The following is an 11,143-nucleotide window of genomic DNA, read 5'->3' as shown; positions in this document are numbered from 1 at the left end:
TGCGGCTCCCGTTCAGCATTGCGTTATCAATAATCCCCTACTGTTGATCATATGTCTGCCCTAAAAACTCCGCGTCGCGGCATCGTCTCGGCTGTAGCCGGATTGATCGGCTTCAGCGCGCTCTCCGGCGTGCTCGTTACCGCCATGGTTGCGCCCGCGCTCGCCGTCACCGGCATCACCGCTTCCAGCACCATCGGCATCTTCGATGGATTGCCTGATTACCTCGAGATCGGCCAGCAGCCCGAACGCAATGCGATCTATGCGAAATACACAGGCAGAGGAAGCGTCGACGGCTACTACCAGATCGCTACAATTTACGACCAAAACCGCCAAGAGGTCGGCTACAACGACATCTCTCAGTTCGCAATCGATGCGGTAGTCGCTGGTGAAGACCGCCGTTTCTTTGAACACGGTGGCGTCGACCTCACTTCGCTCGTTCGAGCAGCAGTCGGCAACGTCGTCTCCTCGGGAATCGAGAGTGGTGCATCCACCCTCACGATGCAGCTAGTCAAGAACACCTTCATCTCTAAAGCAGAGTCTCTGCCCAATGAAGACGAGCGCAAGGCCGCTTTCGAAGACGCCACTCGAGAAACCATGGACCGCAAGCTCAAAGAAATGAAGCTCGCGATCGGCCTCGAGAAGCGATACACGAAGAAAGAAATTCTCACCGCGTATCTCAATATTGCTAACTTTGGAAACGCGACCTACGGCATTCAAGCCGCAGCACAGCGTTATTACAGCGTTGATGCCAGAGATTTGAGCCTTGAGCAGGCCGCTAGCCTCGTGGCCATTGTGCAAAAGCCCAGCACGCGCAATCTCTCTGATCCTGAAAACTTCGAGGCCAACAAAGACCGCCGAGATGTGATTCTTTACGCCATGCTCGATGTCGGGGCAATCGATCAAGAGCAGTACGACGCGGCCGTCGCCATCCCTGTCGATGAGGAAACGGTGGTTCCCTCTGCTCCCAACAACGGGTGCATCGCCGCAAACACTTACGCGAAATGGTTCTGCGACTACGTCGTCAAAAGCGTTCCTGACTTCGAGTTCCTTGGCGCAACGAAAGATGAGCGCAACGAGAATTGGAAACAGGGCGGATACAAGCTCTACACCACCCTCGACCTTGATGCTCAGATTCCATCACAGAAAGCCACGTGGACGTACGCTCCCAACACAGAAACCGCTTTCCAGCTCGGAAGTGCCACCTCCACGGTGGAGTCAGGGACCGGGCGAGTACTCGTGATGGCGGAGAACAAGCTCTTCAATGACACCGCGGATGGCGGCGGAGTTGAAAGTACCGCCGTCAACTACAACACGAGCTACAACTACGGCGGCTCGAGCGGATTCCAGCCCGGCTCGACCTACAAGGTGTTCACCCTTATTGAGTGGCTCAATCAGGGCAAGGGAATCAACGAGCGCCTCGAAGGTACAGCTCGAGACATCCCCGGCTCCAAGTTCACAGACAGTTGCAACGGTCCCTACGGCGGAGTTGTCAAGTTCGGCAACAACGCTAACGAACGAGGTATCTACTCGGTCGCCGAAGGCACCGCAGAGTCGATCAACGGTATTTTCTTCTCAATGGCCACCCAGCTCGACCTCTGCAACATCCGCAATGTTGCAGCAAGCATGGGCGTCGAGCGGGCCGACGGCGACGAACTTCAGAGCTTCCCGTCATCCATCATCGGCACCAACGACGTGACGCCGCTCAGCATGGCGTCCGCTTATGCCGCGATCGGTGCTGGCGGCCTCTGGTGCGAGCCGATCATCATCGATAAGGCCATCGATGCTGGCAACAATGACCTCGGCGGGCAAGAGAAAAACTGCCGCCAGGCGATTTCTCCTGAGGTCGCGGCAACCACCGCGTATGTGCTGAAGGAAGTGCTCAACCGCGGAAACGCTGCGTACTCGGACCCCAACGACGGTATCCCGATCTTCGGTAAGACCGGAACGACTGACGGCGCCGTTCACACGTGGATGGCAAGCGGAACAACCCGCTATGGCACGGCAACGTGGGTCGGCAACATTTCCGGATTCCAAGACATCAGTCAGGTCTCCTACGCCGATGTTCAGGGCTATCGACTCCGTCACTACATCACCCGAGCAACTGACACTGCTCTCAACATCAAATACCCGGGTGGTGCTTTGCCCGAGCCCGATTCGAAGCTGCTCACTGGCGCGGGAACTGAAGTGCCCGACCTCACCCTGCAAACGCTAGAGCAGGCCAAGTCGGTGCTCGTAAGCCTCGGCTTCAACTTCGCCGACGGCGGTGGAGTCGACTCCGAATTGCCCGCGGGTCAGGTCGTCAAGACCAGCCCTGCGGCCGGCACTCAATCGGCTGCTGGTGCGACCGTTACGGTCTATACGAGCAAGGGAAACAAGATCAAAATTCCGGATGCCGTAGGCGATGGCCAGTCGAATGACTTCGCAACAGCTCAGGGCATCCTCAACGGCGCCGGATTCAACAACGTGAGTCAGGCCTGTGAAGAGGTCATGCCCACCGATCCCAAGGACGGAAAGGTCACCGCGTCGAACCCGTCCCCGGGCACCTTCGCGAAAACGAGCACCGCCGTGACACTGACGGTGGCTCAGTCCACTCCGTGTCCGTGAGTAACCATGTCTCCCCCGCAGCTACCGCACTCGGTGCGGTAGCTGCGGCTGGGGTCGCCGCGTTTGCGTGGGGGGCCTTGGTAGAACGGAATGCGTTCACCGTGCGGCATGAGACTCTGCCGATCCTCGATCCGAGTGCCCGCGATATTACGGTGCTACACATCTCTGATCTCCACATGGCACCGTGGCAAACCCGCAAGCAAGACTGGGTGCGCGCGCTCGCTTTGTACGAACCTGACCTTGTTATCAACACGGGAGACAATCTCGGGCACACCGACGGCATCGTCGGCATCAAGCGTGCCTTCGAGCCTTTCGAAGGCACCCCTGGTGTCTTCGTGCACGGCTCAAACGACTATTACGGTCCGCAGTTCAAGAACCCCTTCACCTACTTCACTGGACCCTCCTCGGGGCACCGTCCGGTTGAACATCTCGACACGGATGCCCTCAATACTTTCTTTGAAGACGAGCTCGGCTGGTTGTCGCTCAATAACCACGCGCGTGCCCTCGAACTGCGAGGATCCCGACTCGAGCTCTTCGGCACCGCTGATGCTCATCGTGGTTGGGACCGACTAGATCGCCTTCCCGCCAATGTCGAAGAAATGCGCGAGAACGTTGGCTGGGCGGATGACCCGTACGGCCCCGAAACTGTCGCGATCGGCGTGACACACGCGCCATACCGTCGTGTGCTTGATGCGCTCGTCACGAATGGTGCAGACGCGATCTTTGCCGGGCACACCCACGGCGGCCAAGTTCGAGTTCCCGGCATGGCAGCGGCGCTAGTCGCGAATTGTGACATTCCGCGCGAACAAGCGAGTGGGCTTAGCATCTGGCATCACCTGCGTCGCGCCGCATTCTTGAACGTCAGTGCGGGCCTCGGAACATCGATTTATGCCCCCGTTCGCTTCGCCTGCAAGCCCGAAGCGGTCGTAGTGACTCTCACCGCCGGAGATATCGGCTATTCTTGATTTGTTCGTCACGCAAGTGACGGATGATCGGGGTGTGGCGCAGCTTGGTAGCGCGCTTCGTTCGGGACGAAGAGGTCGTGGGTTCAAATCCCGCTACCCCGACAATGTGATGTCGCAAGACATCGGAATAGTCCGAACCCACGTTTTGTGGGTTCGGACTATTTTTTTGTGCCGACGGGTTGATAGTCGCGACTGAGGTCAATCATGAGCTCCCGCAGAATCTCTCCAGTGGCAGCGTTGATGATGGTGACGTCGAGTTCTTGGATGAGCAGGGTCACGTGGGTTCCGGCGTGGGTTCGGCCGACGCCGATGTGGCGCAGGTGGCCGGCAACGCGAAGGCTGACGGTGCCAGATTTGTCGATCCGGTCGTGACGAACCCGGTGGTGAGAATCATCGCGTGGTGTGTTGCTGGGTGTGGCTTTGATGCTGGTTGTGTAGGCCGCCGCAGGTGTTGAACGGTGCTCCAGTGATCGGTGTGGCCGACGCTGGTTGTATTCGTCTGCGAACTTGTCCAGCAGTAGTTGCAGCTCGGTGAGCATGGTTGGTTGCTGAGGTTGGGCTCGCAACCATTTCTTCAGGGTTTGTTGGAAGCGTTCGACTTTGCCTTGCGTTTGCGGGTGATGGGGCGAGCCGTTCTTCTGGATGATCCCGCGGCGGAAGAGTTCGTTTTCTAGGCTCGTGCGGCCGCCACTGTTCTTGCCGCCGGCCAGGCGCACGGTGTAAACCATTCCGTTATCGGTCAAGGTTGATGCGGGATAACCGTGCTTCTGAGCGGTCTGGGTGAACGTGTTCAGCACGATCGCGGCGGTCACGCGGTGGTGTGCGGAGAGGTGCAGTGCGTAGCGGGAATGGTCATCGAGCCAAGTGATGATCTCGGTATCGGCGCCCGGTCGCGCATCGCCGGTGTTGAGGCGGTAGTGGGTGAAGTCGGACTGCCAACACTCGTTGGGTTGCTCGGCGGCGAAATGGAGGTAGGAACTCTTCGGCCGTTTCTGTGGTTCGGCCTCGACCAAGCCGTGTCGGGTGAGGATGCGGTGGATCGTGGCTCGGTTCAGGGTGATGTGGTGGCTGTGGGTCAGGTGCCAGCCGATAGTGTCAGCACCAGCATCCAAACCGGCGCTGTCGAGTCGTCGACGTAACGCGATCACGAGCTCGATAGTCTCGGGTGATGTGGCAGCCGGGCTATTGTGAGGGCGCCGGGATCGGGGCTCGAACGCGGCCTCGCCCTCGAGCCGCCAGCGAGTCATAAGTTTCGAGATCCAGCCCTGTGAGACACCGTAGCGGCGGGCGACGTCGGACTGGCTTTGCCCGGCAAGAACGGCGGTGATCACGAGGCGCTGTTTGCTCATGCCTCAGCCTGAACGTATGCCTATGACCTGCGACAGGGTATTCCGATGACGTGCGACACCCTATTCCTATGTCCTGCACCAGAACACCGCTACCCCGACAAATCACTGGCTGTGAGCCGCAGAATTGCGAGTCTCAGGCAGTTCACTAATCGCTCTCCTTCGGGAGGGCGATTTGTGTTTGGTCACGGTGCACGGCTGGGTGGCACCGCAGCGCTCTGGCGGCGTTCGATTGACCCCCGAGCGGTGCCCTACTCTTGACAAGTGGCCGACGTAACACTTATAGCCGAACGAATCATTCGCCGCTTCGCCCGCGACACCAACCTGTTGGTCGCCGGCCGCAGCGTGCGCATCATCGCAGCTCAGCCCGAAACTGCTGAACTCACCGCCATTTCTCGCGAACTGACGCGAATGCTCAGCGCGCTGGGTGCTCACGTGGTCACCGCTAGCCGCCACGACGCCATCACCACCGCATCCACTCATCTCCTCGACATCCAGTTGGATGCCGCTGGCCCCGATTCAGAGATCACCGCCATGCTCCTTCTGGGTGGCGCTTCCCTGCCGTCGCGCGGAGACGCCGACGGACGCATCGACTTCGCGGGCGAACACATGCCCGTTTCGCGACTCGTAGCGAAAGGCCTCGGCGAGCGCGGTTCGGTCCAGGGCTTACGCATCGGCATCGCCATGGTGCTCGAACCCAAAACTGCCCAGTTGGCACTGCTGCTCGCCGCCGCGGGCGCCGAGGTCGCGGTGTACGCGCACCCGGATGAAATCGATGCGTCCGTTGCGGAAGCACTACGGGCGCGCGGTATTGCTGTCGACGGCTCCGAGACGCTGAGCGGCCTAGCCGAGCGCGCTGCTGCGCTGGCGTTCCTCGAACGCGGTTTCGACATCCTTCTCGACGATGGTTCGCACCTCATCCGTCTTGCTCATGAAGATGCTCCGCACCTCGTGAAGCAGTGGATTGGCGCGAACGAGGAGACGACGAGTGGCTTGACGCCGCTTCGCCAGATGAGCGCTCTGGGCATCCTCGACACTGCTGTGTTTGCGGTCAATGACGCTCAGATGAAGACGCGTTTCGATAACCGTTACGGCACCGGTCAGTCGTGTGTGTTCGCGATTGCGGATGCTCTTGACCGAGTCGGTGTGACCGTGCGTGATCAGCCCGCTCTCGTGATCGGGTATGGCCCGGTGGGTGAGGGCGTTGCGGCTCACCTTGCGGCGCTCGGAGCCGAGGTGCGCGTGGCCGAGGTTGACCCCGTATTGGCGCTTCGTGCTGCCCATGATGGATACGACATCGGTGAGGCTGCCGAGCTCGGTGCCGGCGCCCTGGTCGTCTCGAGCACCGGCGTTGCGCACACGATCAGCGCCGACCTCGCCCGCACAGCGCGGGCCGTTGCTGTGGCCGGCGGCGTTCCCGGAGAACTCGATCTCGACGGAATGCTCATGGGCGATCCCGCCGAACAACTCACGCCGCTCGGCGCCCACGTTGATCGTGCTGATCCGGCGGGCACCCTCGTGCTCGACCGTGGCGGCTGCATCAATATCACCGCAGCCGAAGGCAATCCGATTGAGATCATGGATCTCTCGTTCGCTGTTCAGCTCGCCGCCGTCGAAGAACTCGTCGTCACCCGACCGGCCGTCGGAGTGCACGCACTCCCCACCAGCATCGACGACACCGTCGCCCGTGCCGCCTTGGCCGCCCGCGGTGAACACATCGACACCCCCGCCGACGCCCAACTCGCCGCGGCCCACGACTGGCGCTCCCGCCGCTACCTCAGCTCTTCACCGAATCAGGAAACCCGATGAGTAACCTCCATCCCGAGGCACCCGCGAGCACCACCGCGGATGCCGACCACCAAGTCGTGCTGTACACCGCCGGCCTCGTGATCCCCATCACTGCTCCCCCGCTGCTGAACGGTGCCATTGCCGTGCGCGACGGTCGCATACTGCACGTCGGCGAGCGCGACTGGGTTCGTCGCTCCCTCGCCGACCGCGGCATCAGTGCGCGCGAGATCCACTGGCCCGGCGTCCTGTTGCCCGGGCTAGTCAACGCGCACTCGCACCTGCAGTACACCGGTATGGCTGAAGTCGGCCGCGGGCAGTACAACGGTTTCGACGACTGGTCGACCGCGTTCAACCCCGTGTACGACCAGCCCCACGACTGGGCTGCGGATGCCGCGGCAGGCGCTCAGCTCATGATCGAAGCGGGCACCACCGCCGTCGCCGACATCGTGACCGACGTTGAGGCATCCGCTGCGTTGCACGACGCCGGGTTGCACGGCATCACGTACTGGGAAGTAATGAGCTGGACCAATGACGACTGGGCTCGCACCGGCCGTCAGCAGGTCGAGGCTGCTCTGGATGCTCTGCCCTCGCCTCCCGGAACCGGGCTCTCGCCGCACGCCCCGTATTCGCTCGAGGTCGTGCCGCTGCTCGAAATTCCGGACATCGTTCGCGAGCGCGGTAGCCGCCTGCATTTGCACCTAGGCGAAGCGGCATTCGAGCGCGAGTTCCACCACGAGCACGGTGACCCGTGGCATGGCCGCGAACTGGGAAGCTTTCGCGAACTGCGCGCCGCCGGTTTCGGCACCGGCGCCACAGAGTTCGTCGACCAGCTCGGCGTGCTCGGGCCCGACTGCCACATCGCCCACGGCATCTACATGACCGCGCGAGACCGTGCCCTTCTGCGGGCTCGCGGCACGAGCGTGGCACTCTGCCCCCGCTCCAACGCTGTTATCGGCCTCGACGAGCCTCCCGTGGCCGCCTACTTGGCCGAGGGCAACGCGCTGGCCATCGGCACCGACTCCCTCTCGTCGAGCCCTTCACTCGACCTGATGGCGGATGTCGCGGAGCTTTCCCGCATCGCGCACTCCCAAGGGCACACGATGCGCGACCTTCCCGAACGCCTACTGCGGGCAGCGACCCTCGGCGGCGCTCACGCCATGGGCATCGACGTCGGCCCCGACCGCACCGGTCACCTCGCTGTGGGCGCGCTCGCCGACCTCGCGTTCTTTGACATCCCCGTCACCGGAATCGAAGACACCATCGTTGCCCTCGTCGAGTCCGGCACCGGCCGCGCCGCTGCCACGCTCGTCTCCGGCCGCGTACGTTTTGCCAGCACCTCCTTCATGAACCAGACCGGAGTAACCGCCCATGACTAATCCCACTGCTGCCTCCGGCGCCGCTAATGCCGCCGATGACACCCGCCCGGCGACCGCGCAGCTGCTCAACCTCGAAGCGCACCCCGAGGGCGGCTGGTTCCGTCGCACCTGGGCCGGCACTAGCCCCGTCGAGACTCCGAACGGCGCACGGCCCTCGGCCACTTGCATCCATTACCTGCTCGTTCCTGGCGAGCACAGTGACTGGCACGTCGTAGCCAATGATGAAATTTGGATGTGGCACGGCCCCGGAACGCTTGAGCTCTCGCTCGGCGGAAGCGGTGACCTGCCCGACGAAGAGAACGTTCAACGCTTCGTTTTGGGCCCTGATCTCGCCAACGGGCACGTCGCTCAAGTCGTTGTTCCGGCCGGCGTCTGGCAAGCGGGCCGACTGACCGCCGACAGCGAGGTGCTCGTGAGTTGTTTTGTGTCGCCCGGTTTCGACTTCGCTGACTGGCGACTTGTAAACTAGCAAGTCTGTAATCCTTTTCTCCGCCCGAGCACAGTACCGCTCGGGTGACGTTTGTTCAACCACCTCACGCACCGCAACTGGAGACTTCCATGACCTCATCACGGCACTTTCGTCGGGCCCTCGTCGCCACCGCAGCAGCAGCTGTTCTGGCATTGACCGCCTGCTCCGCCGACACCACCGCTGACACGAGCTCGACCGTCGATGACGGATCGCTACCCACCCTGACCGCGGGCAAGCTCACCATCGCTACCGGCGAGCCCGCCTACGCCCCGTGGATGGTCGACAACGACCCCACGAACGGTGAAGGTTTCGAAGCTGCCGTGGCTTACGCTCTCGCCGACGAACTCGGCTTCACCGCCGATGACGTTGTCTGGGTTCGTTCGAGCTTCGACAGCGCCATCGCACCGGGCCCCAAGGACTGGGACCTCAACCTGCAGCAGTTCTCGATCACCGAAGACCGCAAGCAAGCCGTTGACTTCTCCAGCCCGTACTACACGACCACCCAGGCGATCATTGCGACGGAGAGCTCGGCAGCAGCCGACGCCACCACGCTCGACGACCTCAAGGACGTCGTTGTCGGCGTTGCCAGCGGCAGCACCAGCTACACGATCGCCGCTGAAGCTCTGGGCGACGACCTCTCGGTCTTCAACTCCAACGAAGACGGCGTTCTTGCGCTGACCAGCGGTCAGATCGATGCTTTCGTCATCGACCTGCCCAGCGCGTTCTACCTCGCCAACGTTGAAATTGATGGCGGCGTTATTCTCGGCCAGTTCGAGTCCTCCGCCGGTGGCGACGAGTTCGCTTTCGTGCTGCCGAAGAACTCCGAGCTCACCTCCGCTGTGAGCGAGGCTCTCGACGCTTTGGCTGCTGACGGAACTCTTCAGGCCATTCAGGACGAGTGGCTCAGCGCTGCCGTCGACGTTCCTGTTCTGAAGTAAGACCACGCCGATGAGCACCTCCACGAGCACGCCGTCGTGGCGCCCCAGCGAGCTTGAGCTGTCACGACGGAACGTGCGCCGGCGCGCCACCGGTCGTTCGGTGCTCATCGGCATCGTGAGCACGATTGCTTTTGCCACGATTGTGGGACTACTCATCGTCAACACCCCCGGTTGGGAGAGCGTCAAAGCATCGTTCTTCAACTTCGAGGTGGGGGCGGCAAGCGTTCCGTCGATCCTCGCTGGGCTGTGGCTCAACATTCAGGTGCTCTTTATCTCAGCGATCGGCGTTGCCATTTTTGGCACGCTGCTCGCTGTAACGCGATCGCTGCGCGGACCGGTTTTCTTTCCGCTCCGCGCAGCGGCAACGATTTACACCGACCTCTTTCGCGGGATGCCGCTGCTGATCGTTCTCTACCTGGTCGGCTTCGGGCTGCCGGCGCTCGATATCTTCCCGCGCATGCCCGCCATGTTCTGGGGAACGATCGCCCTCATCCTCACCTACTCGGCCTACGTGGCTGAAGTACTGCGCGCGGGCATGGAAGCCGTGCATCCGTCGCAGCGCATGGCGGCCCGCTCGCTGGGTCTGAGCCATGCCAAGACCCTGCGCATCGTCGTGATCCCGCAGGGCGTTCGCAAGGTCGTTCCCGCCCTCATGAACGACTTTGTCTCTATGCAAAAAGACGTGGGGCTCATCTCGATTTTGGGTGCCGTGGACGCCGTGCGAGCTGCCCAGATTCAGGTCGCCCAGAGCTACAACTTCACGCCCTACGTGATTGCCGCCCTGCTTTTCGTCGCCATGAGTTGGCCGATGATCAGGCTCACCGATTGGCTCACCGCACGACTCGCTAAGCGCGAGCAGATCGGAGGCGTCGTATGAGTGTTCTCGACGTGCGCGGAGTGCGCAAACAGTTCGACGATCACGAGGTTCTGCGCGGCGTCGACCTCTCCGTCAACCAGCACGAAGTCGTCGTGCTCATCGGGGCCTCGGGCTCGGGCAAGTCAACGCTGCTGCGAACAATCAACCTCATCGAGCGTGTGGATGACGGCCAGATCTTGCTCAACGGCGACGACATCACCGACCCCGGCATGAATGCCGACTCGGCCCGCAGCCGCATCGGCGTGGTGTTCCAACACTTCAACCTCTTTCCGCATCTTCGCGTGATCGACAACATCACCTTGGCCGCGCGCGAGGTGCACGGAATGTCGAAGGCGGATGCCACCGAGCGAGCGATGACGCTGCTCGTCTCGCTCGGCCTCGGCGACAAAGCGCGCGACTACCCCGATCGCCTCTCCGGCGGCCAGCAACAGCGAGTAGCCATCATCCGTGCAGTGCTGACAGACCCTGAACTGCTGCTTCTCGACGAGATCACGAGCGCTCTGGACCCTCAACTTGTCGGCGAGGTTCTCGACCTCGTACGGCGCTTGAAGACCGACGGCTCGACGATTCTCATGGCGACCCACGAGATGTCCTTCGCGCGCGAAGTCGCTGACCGCATCGTCTTCATGCAGGGTGGCCGCATCGTTGAGCAAGGAACCCCTGCCCAGATCTTCGACTCACCTCAAGAGCCTGAGACCGTGCAGTTTCTCTCGCGCGTTCGCCACTAGGACGCGAGCAGCGGCAGCGGCAGCGGCAGCGGCAGCGGCAGCGGCAGCGGCA

9 protein-coding genes and 1 tRNA gene are annotated in these 11,143 nt (G+C 62.0%); 9 read left to right on the top strand and 1 reads right to left on the bottom strand.

What is annotated here, in order from left to right; all coding sequences use genetic code 11:
- Nucleotides 1-51: 51 nt before the first annotated feature.
- The 3 genes from AACZ26_RS09360 to AACZ26_RS09350 all read left to right on the top strand — a co-directional run bounded on the left by AACZ26_RS09360 (nucleotide 52) and on the right by AACZ26_RS09350 (nucleotide 3,671).
- Nucleotides 52-2,604, top strand: a complete 2,553-nt coding sequence (locus AACZ26_RS09360; RefSeq protein ID WP_339620997.1) for a transglycosylase domain-containing protein — start codon at nucleotides 52-54, stop codon at nucleotides 2,602-2,604.
- Entirely contained in the window at nucleotides 2,595-3,569 is a 975-nt protein-coding gene (locus AACZ26_RS09355) for a metallophosphoesterase (protein WP_339620996.1), read from the top strand. The genes AACZ26_RS09360 and AACZ26_RS09355 overlap by 10 nt, the downstream gene beginning before the upstream one ends.
- A 28-nt stretch (nucleotides 3,570-3,597) precedes the next feature.
- Nucleotides 3,598-3,671 (top strand) — tRNA-Pro (locus AACZ26_RS09350).
- Between the two features lie 56 nt (nucleotides 3,672-3,727).
- Here AACZ26_RS09350 and AACZ26_RS09345 read toward each other — a convergent pair.
- The gene (locus AACZ26_RS09345) at nucleotides 3,728-4,918 is read right to left on the bottom strand and encodes an IS481 family transposase (RefSeq protein ID WP_339620994.1); all 1,191 of its coding nucleotides are present in this window, start codon (nucleotides 4,916-4,918) and stop codon (nucleotides 3,728-3,730) included.
- Between the two features lie 261 nt (nucleotides 4,919-5,179).
- Here AACZ26_RS09345 and AACZ26_RS09340 point away from each other — a divergent pair, with 261 nt between their 5' ends.
- The 6 genes from AACZ26_RS09340 to AACZ26_RS09315 all read left to right on the top strand — a co-directional run bounded on the left by AACZ26_RS09340 (nucleotide 5,180) and on the right by AACZ26_RS09315 (nucleotide 11,091).
- The gene (locus AACZ26_RS09340) at nucleotides 5,180-6,724 is read left to right on the top strand and encodes an adenosylhomocysteinase (protein WP_339620992.1); all 1,545 of its coding nucleotides are present in this window, start codon (nucleotides 5,180-5,182) and stop codon (nucleotides 6,722-6,724) included.
- A complete protein-coding gene (locus AACZ26_RS09335; protein ID WP_339620990.1) occupies nucleotides 6,721-8,079 on the top strand; it encodes an amidohydrolase family protein in 1,359 nt (452 codons plus the stop codon). The genes AACZ26_RS09340 and AACZ26_RS09335 overlap by 4 nt, the downstream gene beginning before the upstream one ends.
- Entirely contained in the window at nucleotides 8,072-8,548 is a 477-nt protein-coding gene (locus AACZ26_RS09330) for a cupin domain-containing protein (RefSeq protein WP_339620989.1), read from the top strand. Before AACZ26_RS09335 ends, AACZ26_RS09330 begins: the two co-directional genes overlap by 8 nt.
- Nucleotides 8,549-8,637: 89 nt before the next feature.
- Nucleotides 8,638-9,486, top strand: coding sequence for an ABC transporter substrate-binding protein (locus AACZ26_RS09325; RefSeq protein ID WP_339620988.1), 849 nt, complete (start codon nucleotides 8,638-8,640; stop codon nucleotides 9,484-9,486).
- Between the two features lie 10 nt (nucleotides 9,487-9,496).
- Nucleotides 9,497-10,363, top strand: coding sequence for an amino acid ABC transporter permease (locus AACZ26_RS09320; RefSeq protein WP_339620986.1), 867 nt, complete (start codon nucleotides 9,497-9,499; stop codon nucleotides 10,361-10,363).
- Entirely contained in the window at nucleotides 10,360-11,091 is a 732-nt protein-coding gene (locus AACZ26_RS09315) for an amino acid ABC transporter ATP-binding protein (RefSeq protein ID WP_339620985.1), read from the top strand. The genes AACZ26_RS09320 and AACZ26_RS09315 overlap by 4 nt, the downstream gene beginning before the upstream one ends.
- Nucleotides 11,092-11,143 lie beyond the last annotated feature (52 nt).

The organism is uncultured Salinibacterium sp. (genome assembly GCF_963974405.1).
In the GTDB taxonomy this organism is placed as follows: domain Bacteria; phylum Actinomycetota; class Actinomycetes; order Actinomycetales; family Microbacteriaceae; genus Rhodoglobus.
The sequence above is the reverse complement of the archived record's forward strand: the minus strand, read 5'-3'. Positions and strand labels throughout refer to the sequence as shown.

Coding starts and splice junctions, on each gene's coding strand:
- AACZ26_RS09360 (WP_339620997.1), top strand. CDS start 52: ATGTCTGCCCTAAAAACTCCGCGTCGCGGCATCGTCTCGGCTGTAGCC.
- AACZ26_RS09345 (WP_339620994.1), bottom strand. CDS start 4,918: ATGAGCAAACAGCGCCTCGTGATCACCGCCGTTCTTGCCGGGCAAAGC.
- AACZ26_RS09335 (WP_339620990.1), top strand. CDS start 6,721: ATGAGTAACCTCCATCCCGAGGCACCCGCGAGCACCACCGCGGATGCC.
- AACZ26_RS09330 (WP_339620989.1), top strand. CDS start 8,072: ATGACTAATCCCACTGCTGCCTCCGGCGCCGCTAATGCCGCCGATGAC.
- AACZ26_RS09325 (WP_339620988.1), top strand. CDS start 8,638: ATGACCTCATCACGGCACTTTCGTCGGGCCCTCGTCGCCACCGCAGCA.
- AACZ26_RS09320 (WP_339620986.1), top strand. CDS start 9,497: ATGAGCACCTCCACGAGCACGCCGTCGTGGCGCCCCAGCGAGCTTGAG.
- AACZ26_RS09315 (WP_339620985.1), top strand. CDS start 10,360: ATGAGTGTTCTCGACGTGCGCGGAGTGCGCAAACAGTTCGACGATCAC.